The sequence below is a fragment of the Roseateles sp. T103 genome (genome assembly GCF_057219915.1).
In genome coordinates, this window is the sequence record NZ_JBXVVS010000002.1 from 434,402 (window position 1) to 453,027 (window position 18,626).

The window sequence follows — 18,626 nt, forward strand, 5'->3', positions numbered from 1 at the left end:
GATGCGCAGCAGCGCGCCGGCACCGCTGCAGGTGGTGTTCGTGCACGGCATGTGGAGCACGCCGCGGGTGTGGGACGACTGGCGGGCGCGCTTCGAGGCGCGCGGGCTGCACACGCGCGCCATCGCCCTGCCCGGCCACGGCGGCGGCGATGCGGCACGGCTCGACGGCCTGGGGCTGGAAGACTGCCTCGCATCGATAGAGCAGCAGCTCGACGCCATGGCCAGGCCGGTGGCCCTGGTCGGCCATTCGCTGGGTGGCTTGCTGACGCAGATGGTGGCGGCCCGGCGCGCACTGGCCGCTGCCGTGCTGGTGTGCAGCGCCGCGCCGGCGCCGGTATTCCCGCAGCGCCCGGTGATGTGGCCGGCGCTGACGCGTCACTTCCTGCGCTGGGGCAGCTGGCGACGCGCCTTCCGGCTGTCGCGCTGGGAGGCGGAGCTGCTGCTGTTCAACGCGGTGCCCAAGCCGGCACGCGAACGCCTGCATGCCGGCATGCAGGCCGAATCCGGCCGCCTGGCCTGGCAAGCCGCTTTCGGGCCGCTGAACCTGGGCGGCAGCAACCGGGCGGACATTGCCGCGATCTCCTGCCCGCTGCTGGCCATGGCCGGCCAGCGCGACCATATCGTGCCGATCGGCGTGAGCCGTGCGCTGTCGCGCCTGTATGGGCGCGACAGGCTGGACTATCGGGAATATGCTCAGCACGGCCACTGGCCGCTGGCCGAGGAACCCGGCTGGGCCGAGCGCGCCGACGAAGCCGCCGACTGGCTGATCGCGATTACAAGCAGCAGGAAGGGAGTACAACAGGCATGAGCAAGCCCCGCATGAGCGCCGACGCGGCGCATCGCATCGCCTTCATCACCGGCGCCGGCGCCGGCATCGGCCGCGCCTGCGCACGGCGCTTCGCGCAAGGCGGATGGCAACTGGCGATCACCGATGTCGATGCCGCGGCGCTGGTGCCGCTGCGTGCCGAACTGGGCAGCGCCTGCATCTTCGACGCCGTGCTGGATGTCGCCGACGCCGACGCGGTGGACGCGGTCTTCGCGCGCTTCGCCGAGACCTGCGGCCAAGGGCTGCAGCTGCTGATCAACAACGCCGGCGTGCTGGAGATGGGTGCCTTCGAGACGCTGCCGCTGGAGCGGCAGCGCCGCATCAACCACATCAACAACGATGGCCTGCTGTACTGCAGCCATCGCGCCTTTCCCTTGCTCGCCGCAACGCCCGGCGCGCGCCTGGTCAACCTCAGCTCGGCCTCGGCCAACTACGGCGTGCCCAGCCTCGCGGTCTACTCGGCCAGCAAGTTCTGGGTGCGCGGCTTTACCGAGGCGCTGAACCTGGAGTGGGACCGCCATGGCATCTGGGTCTGCGACGTGATGCCCAACTTCGTCGGTACCGGCATGCTCTCCGACCACGGCAAGGACGCGCTGATCAGCCGGCTGGGCGTCAAGCTCGGCCCGGAGGACGTGGCCGAGGTGGTCTGGCGCGCCGCCACCGGCGCGCGCCGCGTGCACTGGCCGGTGGAGAAGAACCCGGTGCTGCGCGCCCTGGTGGCGATCAACGGCGCCCTGCCGCAGGGGCTGCAGCGGCTCGCGATGAAGGTCACCACCGGCAGTTGAGTTGCGCACAACTGGCCCGAGCGCCCGCGTGCAAGGAGGCTGACTCAGCATCGGGCGTGCGCTTCATCGATGAAGGGGCCGATCGACACATCGGCCAGCAGCCGACAATGTGCGCATCCCTGTCCTGCGAGGACTGCACCCGCCGATGAGCTCCGCCACCAACACCATCGCCACGCCCCCAGCTGCGCCGGCCGTGCCGGAAAGCTCGGGCGGGCATGTCGTCCCGCATGGCGTGCTGGTTGCCGCGGCCGAGGATTCGGCGCGGGCCGTGCGCCAGCGGGTGCGCGACGGGGGTCTGCTCGGCTGGCATCTGCTGTGCGTCGTCGATGGCAAGCAGCACTTGCTCGGCACATTGGAGGCCGCCGAACTTCTCGCCTTGCCCGACGAGATGCCGGTGGGCCAGGCGGCTCGCCACAACGGCCCCTGGGTATCGCCGGACACCGACCAGGAGATGATGGCGTCGATCGCGCTGCAGCATGGCGTCGCAGCGATGCCGGTGGTCGACGCCAACGGGCGCCTGGTCGGCGTGGTCGGGCCGGGCACGCTGATGAGCATCCTGCGCCGCGAGCACATCGAGGACATCCACCGTCTGGCCGGCATCACGCGCGAAACCGAGCTGGCCCGCCACGCCATCGAGGCGCCGCCGCTGCGCCGGGTGCGCCACCGCCTGCCCTGGCTCGCCGTCGGCCTGCTGGGCAGCATGGTGGCAACGATGGTGGTGGCGCGTTTCGAGTCGGCCCTGGCCGCCAAGCCGGCGCTGGCCTTCTTCGTGCCGGGCCTGGTCTATCTGGCCGACGCGATAGGCACGCAGAGCGAGGCGGTGGCGGTGCGCGGATTGTCGCTAAGCCACGTGGGGCTGGCGCGACTGATCGGCGGCGAGTTGCGCACCGGTGCACTGATCGGCCTGGCGCTGGCAGCGATGGCCTTCCCGATGATCTGGCTGGCCTTTGGCGAGCTCTCGCTGGCTGCGGCGGTGACCGGCGCACTGGCGCTGGCGAGCATGCTGGCCTCGGTGCTGGGGCTGATGCTGCCATGGCTGCTGGGCCGCCTGGGCACCGATCCGGCCTATGGCAGCGGGCCGCTGGCGACCATCCTGCAGGACGTGCTCAGCCTGCTGATCTATTTCGGCTGCGTCTCGCTGGTGCTGCCCTGAGGGGCCAAGCGCCAGCGCCGATAGCGTCGCCAGGCGGCAAAAAAATGGCCCGGCAACACGGAGGTCGCCGGGCCAAATGCCGGGGTATCGAGAAGACGCCCTGGCAACTGCAATCGATCAGGCGGCCAGCAGCATCGGTTCGCACGCCATGCGTTCATCGCCGCCATCGGCGCGGCCGGCACCGGTGGCATCGTCGACCGCCATCTCACCGGGCCGCAGCCGGGATCCGCCTGCGGCAGCCACCGGAATGTCGACCAGCGCGCTCGCGAACAGCGGATCGGCGGCGATGCGCCGCTGCGCCTGGCGTATCGCCGGCTGGAACTGCGCCTGGGCATGCACTGCGTAGTACTCGAGATAGGCCCAATGCCGCCCTGGGTAGACCCTCCACCAGGCGACGATGCTGTCAGGATCGTTCAGGTTCAGGTTCATGCTGGCTCCCGTCTGACGTACCCAGGCTGCTGGGCACCGTCAGCACATGATACTGGTTTTTTATACAGTCATCACCTCGCACGACAGCCGACTCCCATCGTCGCGGCGCCTACTTGAAAGCCGCAGCGTCAACCCTATAATGACTTCGCTAGCACTCACCAAGACCGAGTGCTAACGACCCGCCAGACACCGTCTGCGTCGGGTCTTCGCATGTGAATGGGTGCTCGGTTGACTGCGCACCCTGCTTCAAGCACCGAGATATCTCAAGGAGATGTAATGAAACTGCGTCCTCTGCACGATCGCGTGATCGTTAAGCGCCTGGAAAACGAGACCAAGACCGCGTCTGGCATCGTCATCCCCGACAACGCCGCCGAGAAGCCCGACCAGGGCGAGGTGCTGGCTGTTGGCCCGGGCAAGCGCAACGAGAAGGGTGATTTCGTTGCCCTGAACGTGAAGGTGGGTGATCGCGTGCTGTTCGGCAAGTACAGCGGCCAGACCGTCAAGGTCGATGGCGAAGAACTGCTGGTGATGAAGGAAGACGACCTGTTCGCGGTCGTCGACAAGTAAATCCTTCCCGCGACTTCCTGTACTGATTCACTGAATTCGGAGAAATACAAATGGCAGCAAAAGACGTTGTCTTCGGTTCCGACGCCCGTCACCGCATGGTCGAAGGCGTGAACATCCTGGCGAACGCCGTCAAGGTCACGTTGGGCCCCAAGGGCCGCAACGTGGTGCTGGAGCGCTCCTTCGGCGCCCCCACCGTGACCAAGGACGGTGTCTCGGTCGCCAAGGAGATCGAGCTCAAGGACAAGCTGCAGAACATGGGCGCGCAGATGGTCAAGGAAGTCGCTTCCAAGACCAGCGACAACGCCGGTGACGGCACCACCACCGCCACCGTGCTGGCTCAGGCCATCGTGCGCGAAGGCATGAAGTACGTGGCCGCCGGCATGAACCCGATGGACCTGAAGCGCGGCATCGACAAGGCCGTGCAGGCCCTGGTCGCCCAGCTGAAGGCAGCCTCCAAGGCCACCACCACCTCGAAGGAAATCGCCCAGGTCGGCACGATCTCGGCCAACAGCGATTCCGACGTCGGCGGCATCATCGCCGAGGCGATGGACAAGGTCGGCAAGGAAGGCGTGATCACGGTCGAAGACGGCAAGAGCCTGAACAACGAGCTGGACGTCGTCGAAGGCATGCAGTTCGACCGCGGCTACCTGTCGCCCTACTTCATCAACAACCCCGAGAAGCAGGCCGCCATTCTGGACAACCCCTTCGTGCTGCTGTACGACAAGAAGGTGTCCAACATCCGTGACCTGCTGCCCACGCTGGAAGCTGTGGCCAAGGCCGGCCGTCCGCTGCTGATCATCGCCGAGGAAGTCGAAGGCGAAGCCCTGGCGACCCTGGTGGTCAACACCATCCGCGGCATCCTGAAGGTCGTGGCCGTCAAGGCTCCGGGCTTCGGCGACCGTCGCAAGGCCATGCTGGAAGACATCGCCATCCTGACCGGCGGCAAGGTGATCGCCGAGGAAGTGGGCCTGTCGCTCGAGAAGGTCACGCTGGCTGACCTGGGCCAGGCCAAGCGCGTCGAAGTGGGCAAGGAAAACACCACCATCATCGACGGCAACGGCGCTGCCGCTGATATCGAAGCCCGCGTCAAGCAGATCCGCATCCAGATCGAAGAAGCCACCAGCGACTACGACCGCGAGAAGCTGCAAGAGCGCGTGGCCAAGCTGGCCGGCGGCGTGGCCGTCATCAAGGTCGGTGCTGCCACCGAAGTCGAGATGAAGGAGAAGAAGGCCCGCGTGGAAGACGCGCTGCACGCCACCCGCGCTGCTGTGGAAGAAGGCATCGTGGCCGGCGGTGGCGTGGCCCTGCTGCGCGCCCGTCAGGCGGCTGGCGATATCAAGGGCGACAACGCCGACCAGGACGCCGGCATCAAGCTGATCCTGAAGGCCATCGAAGCCCCGCTGCGCGAGATCGTTGCCAACGCCGGTGGCGAGCCCAGCGTCGTGATCAACAAGGTGCTGGAAGGCAAGGGCAACTTCGGCTTCAACGCCGCCAACGACACCTACGGCGACATGATCGAGATGGGCATCCTGGACCCGACCAAGGTGACCCGCACCGCGCTGCAGAACGCTGCCTCCGTGGCTTCGCTGATGCTGACGACCGAGTGCATGGTCGCCGAGGCTCCCAAGGACGAAGCTCCGGCCATGCCGGGCGGCGGCATGGGCGGCATGGGCGGCATGGGCATGGACATGTAAGAAGCGTTGCCGAACGCTACCCCGCGTTCGCTTCATGGAAGGGCCGCTACACAGCGGCCCTTTTTTCATTGCCGTCCGGTTCGATAATGCGCCCAACAATCGCATCACCGCCCTCGCCGCCGGGCAACGCAATATGGCCTCTGCCCCTACGCTGCAGATCCTCGTCGACGACGCACTCGTCCTGCTGCCCACGCTGACGCGGCGCTTCGTCGACGATGTCGCTGCGGCGCTTCGCCAGCGCATGCAGCATCACCATCTGCACGAGGTCTGGCAGCGTCAGGGTCTGCGTGTGCAACAGAACCTGCTGCAGCAGCTGCCGACGCTGATCCAGGCGGCGGCCAGCGGCGCCGACCCTTTGCAGGCCTCCGGCGCCCGAGGCCTGAGCCTGGTGGATGAAGCCCAGGCACTCAAGGACGTGGCGATCGCGCATGCGATCCGCGCCGTCGAGGAGCGCAGCGGCGCCGAGCTGCTGCAACTGGGCAACTTCTTCGCCGCACTGCGGGGTACTGCACGCGCGCGCAAGAATGACAACCCGCTGCGCCCGGCGCTCTTCGCGCAGGCCTTCTACGAGGCCATGGAACAGCAGCTGTCGCTGGACGCGCAGGGCCGCTACGCGCTGCTGCAGGCGGCAGCACCGGCACTGGCCGAGGCGCTGCACCAGCTCTATGCGCAGCTGTGCACCGAACTGCGCAGGGCGGAACTGAGCCAGCTCGTCGTCAGCCACGGACGGCCGCAGTCGGAAGACCTGCTGCGACACCGGCAGGCGGTCGATGCCTCGCTGCACGGCCCGCTCACGCCCACCGCACCCGCCTCGCTGGACCAGCTGTCGGAGCGCCTGGACCTGCTGTCCTCGCGCCCGCAACTGCTGGGCGGCCGTGGGCCGGCACTGCTCGGTCCGGCCTCGCTGGCGCCGGGCACCGATCTGCTCGCGCGGCTCTACGACCAGATCCTCGCCGACCCCTATCTGCTGCCGCCGGTGAAGTCCCGCCTGGCGCGGCTGCAGGTGGCCGTGGCACGTCTGGCCCATGTCGACCTGGGCCTGCTGCGCCAGCAAGACCACCCGACCTGGCGGCTGCTGAATCAGGTGGCGGCACACGGCATGGGCTTCGAGCGCCCCGACGATGCGCATCTGCAGCAGTTTCTTGTCTTCCTCGACGAACTGATCGAGCCCTTGCTGAGCCAGGCTCAGCCGACCGCCGCCATGTTCGAGCAAGTCCACAAGGCACTGCAGGACTTCATCGCCAGCCAGGCGCGCCAGCGCGGCGAAGCCAGCAGCACGGCACTGGCCAGGCTGGAGCGGCAGCAGCAGCGCGGGGCCTGGCAGCGCGTGCTGCGTGAGCAGATCGATGCCCAGCTGCGCGAGGCGAGGGCCACGGTGCAGACCAGCCCGATGCTGCGCGCCTTCCTGCGCGGCGTCTGGGTGGAGGTGATCGTCGATGCGATGGTCGAGCATGGCCGCGAGTCCCCCGAAGCCCTGGCGGCGATCGAGCTGGTCGACGAGCTGCTCGAGAGCCTGCACGTCCCTGCCAGCGAGGCCGAACGCGCAGGCCTGCGCCAGGCCCTGCCCGGCCTCGTGCAACGCATCGAACAGGGCATGGAGCGGGTCCAGCTGGCGGCAGAGAAGCGCCAGGCCATGCTCGACGACCTGATACAGCTGCACGGCCGCCTGCTGCTGGGCCAGCCGGCACAGGCCACGCGGCCCGAGCGCCCGGCGACACCGACGCGCCCGGCCGCGACACCCGTCGCAGCACCCGCCTCGACGCCGACGGCGATGCAGCCGCTGCTGGACGAGCGCGAATCGCGGCTGGCCAGCGAGTTCTTCCACGCCCATGTGGATCGGGCCACCTTGCCCACGGTCCCACTGCCGCTCGAGGCCGACGCGGCCCAGACCCAGGTCGTGCTCGACGACTGGATGGCGCAGCTGCAGATCGGCGCCTGGTATCACCTGTTCGTGCAAAGCGAATGGATCACCGCGCAGATCACCGCGATCAGCGACAGCCGACAGCTCTTCCTCTTCGTCGGGCAGGATGCACAACAGCACCACCCCTTGACGCGCGGTGCGGTTGAGCGACTGTTCGTCAACGGGTTGATCACCCAGCTCGAGGAACAGACCCTGGTGCAGCGCGCCATCGAGCAACTGATGCAGAACCTCGACCGTGACCCGGGCTGACGCGAAGCGGCGTGCGCTGGGCGCAGGCTGGCTCGCCGCGCTGCTGCTGGCGCTGCCTGCCGCGGCCCAGACCGATCTGCCCGGCGCAGCAGCAAGTCCCCTGCCGGCGCGACCCCAGGCCAGCGCTGCCGCGCGCGTCGGTCTGGTGCTCTCCGGCGGCGGCGCGCGCGGGCTGGCGCATATCGGTGTGCTGAAGGTGCTGGAGCGCGAGCGCATCCCAGTGGACCTGATCGCCGGTACCTCGATGGGCGCCATCATCGGTGGACTGCACGCCAGCGGACTGTCCGCCGCGATGTTGGAGCAGGAGCTCGCCAGCATCTCCTGGTCGCAGCTGTTCAACAGCCGCGTCGACCGCCAGCTGCTCTCGCAACGGCGCAAGGAGGAGGATTTCGAGTTCTCGCCCGCCATCGAGGTGGGCATGCGCGGCGGCGAGCTGCGCGCACCGCAGGGCACGCTGTCCAGCCGCGGTCTGGAGCTGCTGCTGCGCCGCTTCACACTGCCGGTCTCGCGCGTCGAGCATTTCGATGCGCTGCCCACGCCCTTCCGCGCCGTGGCCACCGATATGGAGAGCGGCGCGCAGGTCGTGCTCGATCATGGCGACCTCGCGCTGGCGCTGCGCTCCAGCATGAGCGTGCCCGGCGTGTTCGCGCCCATCGAATGGCAGGGCCGCATCCTCGGCGACGGCGGCCTGGTCAACAACGTGCCGGTGGACGTGGCCAGGCGCATGGGTGCCGAGCGGCTCATCGTCGTCAATGTCGGCACGCCGATCGCGGGGCGCGAAACGCTGGGCTCGGTGGTCGGCCTGACCGCGCAGATGATCAACATCCTCACCGAGCAGAACGTGCAGCGCAGCCTGGCCAGCCTGTGGGAGCAGGATCTGCTGATCACACCGAGACTCGACAAGCTCAGCGCCAGCGACTTCGATAGAGCGCGCGAGTTCATCGCCGCCGGCGAGCAGGCGGCCGAAGCACTGCTGGCGCGGCTGCGCCCGCTCGCCTTGCCGCCCGAGGCCTATGCGCAGTGGCAGCTGGAGCGCCAACGCAGCGCGCCGCAGTCGCCGCGATTGGCCGCCGTGACGTTCGAGGGCAGCGGGCAGACCCATCCGGAACGATTCCGCAAACAGCTGCAGTCGCAGCCCGGTGCGGCCTTCGATCCCGTCAAGGCCGAACGCGACCTGCGCCTGCTCGCCTCCTCGGGCGACTATGTGCGCGTGGACTACCGCATCGAGCCGCGCAGCCAGGGCGATGCGCTGGTCTTCGCGCTGGAAGACAAGCCCTGGGGGCCGAACTACTTCCGCATCGGCCTGGACCTGAGCACCGACTTCAGCGGCGAAAGCGCCTTCAACCTGCGCGTCAGCCACAACCGCCACTGGCTCACCGAGCGCGGCACCGAATGGCGCAACCAGCTGACCATCGGCCAGACGCCACGGCTGTACAGCGAGCTCTACCAGCCGCTGGCGCTGACCATCGGCCAGTCCAGCGACTGGTTCCTCTCCGGCTGGGGCGAGCTGGACCGCCGTGCCATCCACATCTATGCCCCGGACAGCAACCGTGCCGTCGCACGCCTGGGTCGCAGCGGCAGCACCTCGGGCCTCGACCTCGGCCAGCCCTGGGGAAGGCTGGGCGAGTTGCGCGCCGGCATCGTGCACCAGCGCTGGCGCATCAGCCCAGACCTGGTGTCGATGTCGGTGCCCGACAGCGTGTTCGACGAAACCTGGAGCGAGACCATGCTGCGCCTTCGCGCGGTGGTGGACCAGCTCGACTACGCCAACTTCCCGCAGCGCGGCTACCGCGTTCAGCTCGAGGCGTTGGCCGGACACCAGTCCAGCGCCACGCAAGCACGCGACGAGGCGAACCGTCTCGAGCTGCAGGCCACCGGCGTGAAGAGCTGGGGCGCACACACGCTGAACCTCTATGGCCGCGCGCTGGTGGCGCATCAGCCGGAGAGCTCGGCGCAAGGCCCCTACACGCTGGGTGGCTTTCAGCAGCTCTCCGGCTACAAGCCCGGTCAGATCAGCGGCAATACCCTGCTCTTCGGACGCGCCAGCTACTACATGCGACTGAGCGAGACGCCCTTGCTGACCCGCAGCTTCGTCGTCGGCGCCTCGCTCGAAGCGGGCAATGCCTGGAACCGCCGTCAAAACGTCAGCCTCTCCGATCTGCGCTATGCCGGCAGCGTCTTCGTCGGCGCTGACACGGGCCTGGGGCCGCTGTACCTCGGCATCGGCCACGCACCACGCGGCGGCACCGAGGTCTACCTGTTCATCGGCCGGCCCTGAGCGCGCTCAAGCCTCGAGCTCGGCGCGGATCAGCGCCGCGATCCGCGCCGGCTGCTGGTGGATCACCCAGTGGCCGGCATCGGGCACGCGCTGCAGCTTCAGCTGCGGCACGTAGCGCTCCAGGCCCTCGACCAGCACCGGCAGCAGCGCGTGGTCCTGCTCGCCCCAGATCACCAGCGTGGGCAGCCTGACGGTGACGAACTCGGGCGCGAACTCCAGCGCCGCGGCACCGGGATCGGTGGCGGTGGCCGGACGCATCGGCGAGGCACGGTAATAGTTCAGCGGCCCGGTCAGCCCTCGGCGCCACAGCGCGCGATAGCGCTCGCGCGTGGCCTCGTCGAGCCAGGAAGGCGCCTGCCCATCAGGACCGGCGAAGAAAGGCCACAGACGCGCGAAGTCGTTCTCTGCGAGCAACGCCTCGGCATCGGCGCGGCACAGAAAGTTCATGTAGGCGCTGGCCTCCTGCTGCGCGCGGTCGTGCTTGAGCGCGTCGAGGAAGGTGCCGGGGTGCGGCGAGTTGACGATGACCAGGCGCTGCATCAGCTCGGGCCGCTGCACCGCGAGGTTCCAGGCCACCGCACCGCCCCAGTCGTGTGCCACCAGGGCCGCCAAGGGCCCGTCACCGGTCTGCGCAACAAGCGCGACGATGTCGGCCATCAGATGCTTGGCGCGATAGGCCTCGACCCCGGCAGGATGCGAGGAGTCCTCGAAGCCGCGCAGATTGGGCGCGATGCAGCGGTAGCGGTCTGCCAGCGACAGCATCACCTCGTCCCAGATGAAGGCAGCCTCCGGGAAGCCATGCAGCAGTACGATGCGCGGCGCGTCTACCGGTCCGCAGGCACGGCAGGACAGCGCAATGCCGTGCGGCAGCTGCAGCGTGTATGTCTCGATCAAGGCGGGCCCTCCAGGTGCTGAGGGCGCCGAGTATGGCGGCGCGGCTCGCCGCCTTCCTGTCAAGCCGGCGACAGGCCCGGGGCCGGGACTTCACCGATGGCCGGCAGTCTGGGCGCGCTGTGCACCCACTCGAAGAGGATCTGCGCCACGTCGGCCACGCCCTGTTTCTTCAGCGCCGAGAACAGCGTCACCGAGATGTCCGCCGCCTCGGTGGCCATGCCGCCAAGAAAGTCCTGCAGCTGCTCCAGCGCTGCGTTCGCTTCCTTGCGGTTGAGCTTGTCGGCCTTGGTCAGCAGCACCAGCAGCTTGACCTCGCCCGTGCTCACGCGCGGGCCGACGAAGTCGAGTAACTGCTTGTCCAGGTCGGTCAGGCCCAGACGCGAGTCGACCATCAGCACCACGCCTGAAAGGCTGCGGCGGATCTCCAGGTAATCGGCCATCACCTTCTGCCAGCGCAGCTTGGCACCGCGGGCCACGGCCGCGTAGCCGTAGCCGGGCAAGTCGGCGAACAGCGCGTCCGGCTCGTCCTTGGGCCCCAGCGCGAACAGGTTGATGTGCTGCGTGCGGCCGGGCGTCTTAGACGCGAAGGCCAGGCGCTTCTGCTGCGCCAGCGTGTTGATGGCGGTGGACTTGCCAGCATTGGAGCGGCCGACGAAGGCAATCTCCGGCAGCTCGGTCGCCGGCAGGTGATGCAGTTCGCTGGCGGTGGTGAGAAAACGGGCCGTGTGGGCCCAGGCCAACACCGCCTTGTCCGACGGTGCCTCCAGGGCGACAGGCATCTCGGGCGCCTGGGCTGGCGGACGGTTCGGAGTGGGGTTGGTCATGAAGCTACCGGTCTGACTGAATTGCCATTGTAAAATCGCCGGGTTGCGCTTACCGAAACCAGAAAACTCATGAAGACTGCCGCTTTCCTGTTGTCGGGCCTCCTCGTCGCCGCCACCGCCGGCGCTGCCGAAACCAAGGCACCGGCCAAGCCTGATCTGGCCAAGGGCCAAGCGATCGCCACGCAGGTCTGTGTGGCCTGCCACACCGTCGATGGCTCGCGTGGCAGCCCTGCCAACCCCATCATCGCCGGCCAGCATGCCGACTATCTGGTCAAGCAGCTGATCGAGTTCAAGGAAGGCAAGCGCAAGAACGCCGTGATGAGTGGCATGGTCGCGGCGCTGACGCCCGAGGACATGAAGGACGTCGCCGCGTTCTACGCCAGCAAGAGCGCCAAGCCGGGCGCAGCCAAGGACAAGACCCTGGTCACGCTGGGCGAAAAGATCTACCGCGGCGGCATCGCCGACCGCGCCATCCCGGCCTGCGCCGCCTGCCACAGCCCCAACGGTGCCGGCATGCCCGCCCAGTATCCACGCCTGTCCGGCCAGCACAGCGACTACACCGAGGCGCAGATGCTCGCCTTCCGTGCCGGCAGCCGCGGCAACAGTGCCCAGATGGTCGCGATCGCGGCGAAGATGAACGACCGCGAGATCAAGGCCGTGTCCGACTACATCGCCGGCCTGCGCTGATCGATCGCCCCGAACCGGGGCCAGCCGGTCGAATAGCAAGACCCCACAGAAATGGCCGCGGCTTAGCCCGGCCATTTTTTGCATCTGCACCTGCCGTGCAGACACAACGCGACAATCTCCGCCCATGTCCGACACCGCCCTGACGTCGCCCGCGAACGCTCTGCCGGAGCAGCCGGCCCCGGCGCCCCAGCAGCCCCCTGTCGTGCCGCGCGCCAGCGTCTGGCGAGAGCTGTACGAGCTGCTGTCGTCGATGCGCTTCGCCATCGCCTTGCTGACGGTCATCTGCATCGCCTCTATCGTCGGCACGGTGGTCAAGCAGCGCGAGCCGCTGAACAACTACGTCAACCAGTTCGGCCCCTTCTGGGCCGAGGTGCTGGGCAAGCTGGATGTCTACACCGTCTACAGCGCCTGGTGGTTCCTGCTGATCCTGGCTTTCCTGGTGGTGTCCACCAGCCTGTGCATCGCACGCAACACGCCCAAGATCATTGCCGACCTGAAGAGCTACAAAGAGCATGTGCGCGAGAGCGCGCTGGCCGCCTTCCCGCACAAGGCCATCGGCGCGCTGGAGGTACCGCCCGAGCAGGCACTGGCCCGGGTGTCGGCGCTGCTGGAGCGCGAGGGCTGGAAGGCGCGCGCGCAGATTCGCGACAAGGGCACGATGGTGGCAGCGCGCAAGGGCGCGGCCAACAAGATCGGCTATCTGGCTGCGCATGGCGCCATCGTGCTGATCTGCCTGGGTGGCCTGTTCGACGGCGACCTGATCGTGCGCGCACTGATGTGGGCGCAGGACAAGACCATTTACCGCGGCGGCGGCCTGGTCTCCGAGGTCAAGCCCGAGCATCGCCTGGGCCCGAACAACCCCAGCTTCCGTGGCAATCTGATGGTGCCGGAAGGCGGACGCACGGCCACCGCCATCCTGTCCATGCCTGACGGCGTGGTGCTGCAGGACCTGCCCTTCGACGTGGAACTGAAGAAGTTCATCGTCGAGTACTACGACACCGGCATGCCCAAGCTGTTCGCCAGCGAGGTGATCATCCGGGACCATGCGGATGGCGCCACCACCGAGGCCACCATCAAGGTCAACGAGCCGCTGATCCATCGCGGTGTGGCGATCTACCAGAGCAGCTTCGACGATGGCGGCTCGCAGCTCAAGCTGCGCGCCCTGCCGCTGCGCGGCCGCGCGCCCAGTTTCGAGATCGAAGGTTTGGTGGGCGGAGCCACTTCGCTGAGCAACGGCGACGAGAAGCTCACGCTGGAATTCAGCGGCCTGCGCGTCATCAATGTCGAGAACATGAGCCAGAGCGACCCGGCGGCCACCGATGTGCGCAAGGTCGATCTGGTCGGTTCGCTGAACAAGCACCTGGGCAGCGGCGCCAAGGCGCCGGGCGACAAGAAGCTGCAGAACGTCGGGCCTTCGGTCAGCTACAAGCTGCGCGACGCCAGCGGTCAGGCCCGTGAGTACAACAACTACATGGTGCCGGTGCAGCTCGACGGCCAGCGGGTCTTCCTGGCAGGGGTGCGTGACACGCCGGCCGAGTCCTTCCGCTATCTGCGCATCCCGGTGGACGACAAGGGCGAGATCGACGGCTGGTTGCACCTGCGCCAGGCGCTGAGCGAAGCGACGCTGCGCGACCGGGCCGCCGAGCGCTACGCTGCGCTGGCCACGCCTGAAGATAGACCGCAGATGCGTCCGCAGCTCAAGGCCACCGCGCTGCGTGCGCTGGGCCTCTTCGCTGGCGCCGAGGGCGTCAAGCCGGGCACGCCGGGCGAAATCGGCGGCCTGCCGGCGCTGTCGCAGTTCATCGATTCGGAAGTTCCCGAGGCCGAGCGCGAGCGCGTGTCCGAGGTGCTGCTGCGCATCCTCAACGGCGCGCTCTTCGAGCTCTACAAGATCACCCGCCAGGACGCCGGACTGGCACCGGTGGAGCCGGGCGCCGCGACACAGGCTTTCATGACCCAGGCCGTGCTGGCGCTGTCGGACAGCATGTTCTATCCGGCCCCGGTACTGCTGCAGCTGTCGGACTTCAAGCAGGTGCAGGCCAGTGTGTTCCAGGTCGCGCGCGCCCCCGGCCAGACCCTGGTCTATCTGGGTGCGGTGCTGCTGATCGTCGGTGTCTTCGCAATGCTCTACGTGAAGGAGCGCCGACTGTGGGTCTGGATCGAACCGACGCCCACCGGCAGCTCGCGGCTGCGCATGGCGCTGTCGTGCACCCGCAATACGATGGACACTGACCAGGAATTCGCACATCTGCGACAGTCACTATTGCCTGACGCCGCGCAGGACGAGCCCAGCATGAGGACCCGCACAACATGAACGCAGCCACCGACAGCATCAGCATCCCCCTGGGCCGACGCGGCCTGCTGGCCAGCCGCAGCCTTGCCGACTGGGCCTTCGCCTTGGTCGTCGTGCTCGGGGCCGTCTTCGCCTTCTCGCGCTATCACGCCTCGATGGACGGCTACGAGAAAGGCATCCTGGTCTGTGCCGTGCCCTCGCTGATCGCGCTGGGCTGGTTCTGGCGACCGCTGCGCCTGCTCTCGGTGCTGACCGGCGCGGCCAGCCTGCTGGCCATCCATCTCTACCAGCGCCAGACCGACAGCTTCGGCGCCGACCTCGCCGCTGGCGAGCAGGTCTTCCTGCTCAAGTACATGCTGTCCAGCCAGAGCGCGATCCTGTGGATGAGCGTGCTGTTCTTCATGAGCACCCTGGCCTACTGGGGCGGCTTCTTCTCCAAGAATCCGAGCGGCCAGGACAACGTCGCCGAGCAGTTGGGCACGCGCCTGACCTGGGGTGCGGTCTTCATGGCCCTGGTCGGCACCATGGTGCGCTGGTTCGAGAGCCATCAGATCGCGCCGGACATCGGCCACATCCCGGTGAGCAACCTCTACGAGGTGTTCGTGATGTTCGCCTGGATGACAGCGCTGATGTACCTGTACTACGAAGAGCGCTTCAAGACCCGCGCTCTGGGTGCCTGGGTGATGCTCATCATCAGCGCCTCGGTGGCCTTCCTGCTCTGGTACACGGTGGCACGCGGCGCGCATGAGATCCAACCGCTGGTGCCGGCGCTGCAGAGCTGGTGGATGAAGATCCACGTGCCGGCCAACTTTGTCGGCTACGGCACCTTCGCGATGTCGGCGATGGTGGCGCTGGCCTACCTGCTCAAGACCGCCACGCCACGGGCGCTGGTGATCGGCCTGATTGGCGTGCCGGGCGCGCTGGTGGCCGTGCTGCTGGCCTTCCGCTTCGGCATGAGCGTCTCGCCCGAGACCGCCGCTGGCCTGGAAGCCTGGGCGCGCAAGATGGCCGGCGTGCTGGTCTTCCTCACCGCCTGCGTGGCGCTGCGCGGCAAGCTGACCGCACGACTGCCCTCGCTGACGCTGCTCGACGACCTGATGTACAAGGCCATCGCGCTGGGCTTCGCCTTCTTCACCATCGCCACCATCCTGGGCGCCTTCTGGGCCGCCGAGGCCTGGGGCGGCTACTGGAGCTGGGACCCGAAGGAGACCTGGGCGCTGATCGTCTGGCTGAACTACGCGGCCTGGCTGCACATGCGTCTGATGAAGGGCCTGCGCGGCGTGGTCGCCGCTTGGTGGGCGCTGGTCGGCCTGCTGGTCACCACCTTCGCCTTCCTGGGCGTCAACATGTTCCTCTCCGGCCTGCACTCCTACGGCTCGCTCTGAGTACGCCGGCCCGACATGCGCAGCGCCATTGCCGGCCTGTTGTTGTCGCTGTTGGGCTTGCTGCCGAGCGCGCCGCAGGCAGCCAGCCTGCGGATCGCCACCGGTGAGCTGCCTCCCTACGCGACGGCGTCGCGGCCCGACCAGGGCGTGGCCTTGCACATCGTGCGCCGCGCCTTCGAGCTGGCCGGGCATGAGGTCAGCTACCACTTCCTGCCCTGGTCGCGCGCGCAGCAGGAAACCCTGGCAGGGCTTTGGGATGCCACGGCCTACTGGGGCGCGTCAGAGCAGCGCCGACGCGATTTCCTGCTCAGCGACAACGTACTCACCGAACAGTGGGTGCTGTTGCACAGGCGCGATACGGCAGTCGATTGGACCAAACTGGCCGATCTGCAGGCCTGGCGGATCGGCGTGATCCGCGACTACACCTACACCCCCGAGTTCTGGTCGCTCGTCCGTGCCGGCACGCTGAAGGCGGACTACACGCCGGATGATCTGCTGGGGCTGCGCAAGCTGCTCGCCGGACGCATCGACATCATCCCGATGGAGCGCAATGTGGCCTGCGATCTTCTGTCGGTGCACTTCAGCGCCGCAGATGCTGAACGGCTGGCGGCTCATCCTCGCCTGCTGACTGACGCCTTCACCACGCATCTGCTGCTCCCGCCGAAGCGGGCCGGCAGCGCACGTCTGCTGGAGGACTTCAATCGCGGCCTTGCCAGCCTGAAGGCAAGCAAGGAGTACGCGCAGATCCTGAACTCGGTGCGCTGTCCACGGACCTGGCGACAGGGCAAGGGCCTCTGAGCTTGGGGTTTTGCGCGCTGCGGCGACTCGACCGGCGCAGATCGCGTAAGGTCTGCTCCCATCCCGGCGATTGAAGCCCGAACACCGAGGAAGACCCGATGACCAAGCCTTCGATGCGCCCGGCCGACGCGCCGCGGCCCTCCGAGATCACACCCCGGCATCTTGTCGAGAACCGCCGGGATTGGCTGCGTCTGGCCGCTGGTGCCGCGGCTGGCACTGTCCTGTCGGCGTGGACGAGCCGGGAAGCGCTGGGCCAGGCGCAGGCGACCAAGCTCGCAGCCGTCAAGAGCCAGCTTGCCGGCGCGATGACGATGGACAAGCCGACCAGCTACCGCGACGCCACCACCTACAACAACTTCTACGAGTTCGGCACCGACAAGAGCGACCCGGCCCAGTACGCCCACACGCTGAAGACGCGGCCCTGGAGCGTCGCCGTCGAGGGCGAGGTCGCCAAGCCCGGCGTCTTCGACCTCGATGCGCTGCTCAAGCTGGCGCCCATGGAAGAGCGCATCTACCGGCTGCGCTGCGTCGAGGGCTGGTCCATGGTGATCCCCTGGGTGGGCTGGTCGCTGGCCGGGCTGATCCGCAAGGTCGAGCCCAACAGCCGCGCGAAGTACGTGGAGTTCGTCACGCTGGCCGACAAGGCGCAGATGCCGGGCCTGCGCTCCGGCGTGCTGGACTGGCCCTATGTCGAAGGCCTGCGCATCGACGAGGCCATGCACCCGCTGACGCTGCTGGCCTTCGGCATGTACGGCGAACTGCTGCCCAAGCAGAACGGCGCGCCTGTGCGCCTGATCGTGCCCTGGAAGTATGGATTCAAGTCCGCCAAGTCCATCGTGAAGATCCGTTTCGTCGAGAAGCAGCCCACGTCCAGCTGGATGGCTGCGGCGCCGCAGGAGTACGGCTTCTACTCGAACGTGAACCCCAGGGTGGACCATCCGCGTTGGAGCCAGGCGGCAGAGCGCCGCATCGGCGAGGACGGCCTGTTCGCGAAGAAGCGGCCGACGCTGATGTTCAACGGCTACGAGGCCCAGGTGGGCCAGCTCTACGCCGGCATGGATCTGAAGAAGTACTACTGACCTCCCCCTACGCGCTGCGCGCGCCCCTTCGAGGGGGCGGTGCCGGCAGCCCGGCAGAGCCGGATCTGCGGCACCTGCTGGATCAAGATGAATACGCCGCACCGATCGCCACTGCTACACCCGGCCGCCAAGCCGCTCGTCTTCGTGGCTGCGCTGCTGCCGCTGGCCTGGCTGGTCTGGGGTGCGGCCAACGACACGCTGGGCGCCAACCCCGCCGAGGCGCTGATCCGCGGCCTGGGCGACTGGGCGCTGCGCTTGCTGTGGCTGACGCTGGCAATCACGCCGCTGCGCCAGGCGCTAAAGCTGCCGGCGCTGGCGCGCTTTCGCCGCATGCTGGGCCTGTGCGCTTTCGCCTACGTCAGCCTGCACCTGCTCGCCTATGGCTGGCTGGACATGGGGCTGGATCCAGCCGAGATCGCCCGCGACATCGTCAAGCGGCCCTTCATCCTGATGGGCTTCGCCGCCTGGCTGCTGCTGCTGCCGCTGGCAGCGACCTCGTTCAACGCCGCGATCCGCGCGCTGGGCGGGCGGCGTTGGCAGGCGCTGCACCGCCTGGTCTATCTGCTGAGCCTGATCACACTGGCCCATTTCATCTGGATGCGCGCGGGCAAGAACGACTTCACCGAGCCGGCCATCTATGGCGCGGTGCTGGCGCTGCTGCTGGGCTGGCGGCTGTGGCGCCGGCACGCCGCACCGGCAGCGGCCTCCGCAGCGCAGTAGGCAAGCAAGGGCCATGCAAAGCCCGCCCGCCGGGCCGAACCGGC

The 18,626-nt window shown here is 67.9% G+C and carries 16 protein-coding genes; 13 read left to right on the forward strand and 3 right to left on the reverse strand.

Annotated features, from left to right (window positions below; translation table 11 throughout):
- The first annotated feature begins 1 nt into the window (after position 1).
- The 3 genes from AC2EBS_RS08465 (at position 2) to AC2EBS_RS08475 (ending at position 2,764) form a co-directional block, all read left to right on the forward strand.
- Positions 2 to 808: an alpha/beta hydrolase gene (locus AC2EBS_RS08465; protein WP_484727950.1), complete on the forward strand. Its 807-nt coding sequence runs from the start codon at positions 2 to 4 to the stop codon at positions 806 to 808.
- The gene (locus tag AC2EBS_RS08470; protein WP_484727951.1) at positions 805 to 1,611 is read left to right on the forward strand and encodes an SDR family oxidoreductase; all 807 of its coding nucleotides are present in this window, start codon (positions 805 to 807) and stop codon (positions 1,609 to 1,611) included. The genes AC2EBS_RS08465 and AC2EBS_RS08470 overlap by 4 nt, the downstream gene beginning before the upstream one ends.
- A gap of 145 nt (positions 1,612 to 1,756) precedes the next feature.
- Positions 1,757 to 2,764, forward strand: coding sequence for a magnesium transporter (locus AC2EBS_RS08475; protein ID WP_484727952.1), 1,008 nt, complete (start codon positions 1,757 to 1,759; stop codon positions 2,762 to 2,764).
- Between the two features lie 117 nt (positions 2,765 to 2,881).
- Here AC2EBS_RS08475 and AC2EBS_RS08480 read toward each other — a convergent pair whose 3' ends face one another.
- The gene (locus AC2EBS_RS08480; RefSeq protein ID WP_484727953.1) at positions 2,882 to 3,193 is read right to left on the reverse strand and encodes a hypothetical protein; all 312 of its coding nucleotides are present in this window, start codon (positions 3,191 to 3,193) and stop codon (positions 2,882 to 2,884) included.
- 276 nt (positions 3,194 to 3,469) lie between these two features.
- Here AC2EBS_RS08480 and groES point away from each other — a divergent pair, with 276 nt between their 5' ends.
- From groES to AC2EBS_RS08500, 4 genes are all read left to right on the forward strand, one after another.
- Complete coding sequence (gene groES, locus AC2EBS_RS08485; protein WP_484727954.1) at positions 3,470 to 3,760, forward strand: co-chaperone GroES; 291 nt, start codon at positions 3,470 to 3,472, stop codon at positions 3,758 to 3,760.
- 50 nt (positions 3,761 to 3,810) lie between these two features.
- Entirely contained in the window at positions 3,811 to 5,454 is a 1,644-nt protein-coding gene (groL, locus tag AC2EBS_RS08490; protein WP_484727955.1) for a chaperonin GroEL, read from the forward strand.
- Positions 5,455 to 5,587: 133 nt separating this feature from the next.
- Positions 5,588 to 7,624, forward strand: coding sequence for a DUF1631 family protein (locus tag AC2EBS_RS08495; RefSeq protein ID WP_484727956.1), 2,037 nt, complete (start codon positions 5,588 to 5,590; stop codon positions 7,622 to 7,624).
- Complete coding sequence (locus AC2EBS_RS08500; RefSeq protein WP_484727957.1) at positions 7,611 to 9,902, forward strand: patatin-like phospholipase family protein; 2,292 nt, start codon at positions 7,611 to 7,613, stop codon at positions 9,900 to 9,902. The genes AC2EBS_RS08495 and AC2EBS_RS08500 overlap by 14 nt, the downstream gene beginning before the upstream one ends.
- Before the next feature lie 6 nt (positions 9,903 to 9,908).
- Here the strand turns inward: AC2EBS_RS08500 and AC2EBS_RS08505 are convergent, their stop codons facing one another.
- Together AC2EBS_RS08505 and yihA are read right to left on the reverse strand one after the other, a co-directional pair.
- Positions 9,909 to 10,796 carry an alpha/beta fold hydrolase gene (locus AC2EBS_RS08505; RefSeq protein ID WP_484727958.1) on the reverse strand — a complete coding sequence of 296 codons (888 nt, stop codon included), beginning with the start codon at positions 10,794 to 10,796 and terminating at the stop codon, positions 9,909 to 9,911.
- Positions 10,797 to 10,855: 59 nt separating this feature from the next.
- On the reverse strand, positions 10,856 to 11,620 hold the full coding sequence (yihA, locus tag AC2EBS_RS08510; RefSeq protein WP_484727959.1) for a ribosome biogenesis GTP-binding protein YihA/YsxC: 765 nt from the start codon (positions 11,618 to 11,620) through the stop codon (positions 10,856 to 10,858).
- 69 nt (positions 11,621 to 11,689) lie between these two features.
- Here yihA and AC2EBS_RS08515 point away from each other — a divergent pair, with 69 nt between their 5' ends.
- The 6 genes from AC2EBS_RS08515 (at position 11,690) to AC2EBS_RS08540 (ending at position 18,582) form a co-directional block, all read left to right on the forward strand.
- On the forward strand, positions 11,690 to 12,307 hold the full coding sequence (locus AC2EBS_RS08515) for a c-type cytochrome (protein WP_484727960.1): 618 nt from the start codon (positions 11,690 to 11,692) through the stop codon (positions 12,305 to 12,307).
- A gap of 250 nt (positions 12,308 to 12,557) precedes the next feature.
- Positions 12,558 to 14,621 (forward strand): cytochrome c biogenesis protein ResB, encoded by a 2,064-nt coding sequence (locus AC2EBS_RS08520; protein ID WP_484728312.1) that lies wholly within the window; start codon positions 12,558 to 12,560, stop codon positions 14,619 to 14,621.
- On the forward strand, positions 14,618 to 15,985 hold the full coding sequence (ccsB, locus tag AC2EBS_RS08525; RefSeq protein WP_484727961.1) for a c-type cytochrome biogenesis protein CcsB: 1,368 nt from the start codon (positions 14,618 to 14,620) through the stop codon (positions 15,983 to 15,985). Before AC2EBS_RS08520 ends, ccsB begins: the two co-directional genes overlap by 4 nt.
- A gap of 15 nt (positions 15,986 to 16,000) precedes the next feature.
- On the forward strand, positions 16,001 to 16,783 hold the full coding sequence (locus AC2EBS_RS08530) for a substrate-binding periplasmic protein (protein WP_484727962.1): 783 nt from the start codon (positions 16,001 to 16,003) through the stop codon (positions 16,781 to 16,783).
- Between the two features lie 98 nt (positions 16,784 to 16,881).
- A complete protein-coding gene (gene msrP, locus AC2EBS_RS08535) occupies positions 16,882 to 17,862 on the forward strand; it encodes a protein-methionine-sulfoxide reductase catalytic subunit MsrP (protein WP_484727963.1) in 981 nt (326 codons plus the stop codon).
- 87 nt (positions 17,863 to 17,949) lie between these two features.
- The gene (locus AC2EBS_RS08540) at positions 17,950 to 18,582 is read left to right on the forward strand and encodes a protein-methionine-sulfoxide reductase heme-binding subunit MsrQ (protein ID WP_484727964.1); all 633 of its coding nucleotides are present in this window, start codon (positions 17,950 to 17,952) and stop codon (positions 18,580 to 18,582) included.
- The last annotated feature ends 44 nt before the right edge of the window (positions 18,583 to 18,626 follow it).

What these genes read in the sequence shown, in the direction of transcription:
- AC2EBS_RS08480 (WP_484727953.1), bottom strand. Translation starts at nt 3,193, where the DNA reads ATGAACCTGAACCTGAACGATCCTGACAGCATCGTCGCCTGGTGGAGG.
- AC2EBS_RS08520 (WP_484728312.1), top strand. Translation starts at nt 12,558, where the DNA reads ATGCGCTTCGCCATCGCCTTGCTGACGGTCATCTGCATCGCCTCTATC.
- yihA (WP_484727959.1), bottom strand. Translation starts at nt 11,620, where the DNA reads ATGACCAACCCCACTCCGAACCGTCCGCCAGCCCAGGCGCCCGAGATG.
- ccsB (WP_484727961.1), top strand. Translation starts at nt 14,618, where the DNA reads ATGAACGCAGCCACCGACAGCATCAGCATCCCCCTGGGCCGACGCGGC.
- msrP (WP_484727963.1), top strand. Translation starts at nt 16,882, where the DNA reads ATGACCAAGCCTTCGATGCGCCCGGCCGACGCGCCGCGGCCCTCCGAG.
- AC2EBS_RS08495 (WP_484727956.1), top strand. Translation starts at nt 5,588, where the DNA reads ATGGCCTCTGCCCCTACGCTGCAGATCCTCGTCGACGACGCACTCGTC.
- AC2EBS_RS08475 (WP_484727952.1), top strand. Translation starts at nt 1,757, where the DNA reads ATGAGCTCCGCCACCAACACCATCGCCACGCCCCCAGCTGCGCCGGCC.
- AC2EBS_RS08470 (WP_484727951.1), top strand. Translation starts at nt 805, where the DNA reads ATGAGCAAGCCCCGCATGAGCGCCGACGCGGCGCATCGCATCGCCTTC.
- AC2EBS_RS08515 (WP_484727960.1), top strand. Translation starts at nt 11,690, where the DNA reads ATGAAGACTGCCGCTTTCCTGTTGTCGGGCCTCCTCGTCGCCGCCACC.
- AC2EBS_RS08540 (WP_484727964.1), top strand. Translation starts at nt 17,950, where the DNA reads ATGAATACGCCGCACCGATCGCCACTGCTACACCCGGCCGCCAAGCCG.
- groL (WP_484727955.1), top strand. Translation starts at nt 3,811, where the DNA reads ATGGCAGCAAAAGACGTTGTCTTCGGTTCCGACGCCCGTCACCGCATG.
- AC2EBS_RS08530 (WP_484727962.1), top strand. Translation starts at nt 16,001, where the DNA reads ATGCGCAGCGCCATTGCCGGCCTGTTGTTGTCGCTGTTGGGCTTGCTG.
- groES (WP_484727954.1), top strand. Translation starts at nt 3,470, where the DNA reads ATGAAACTGCGTCCTCTGCACGATCGCGTGATCGTTAAGCGCCTGGAA.
- AC2EBS_RS08465 (WP_484727950.1), top strand. Translation starts at nt 2, where the DNA reads ATGCGCAGCAGCGCGCCGGCACCGCTGCAGGTGGTGTTCGTGCACGGC.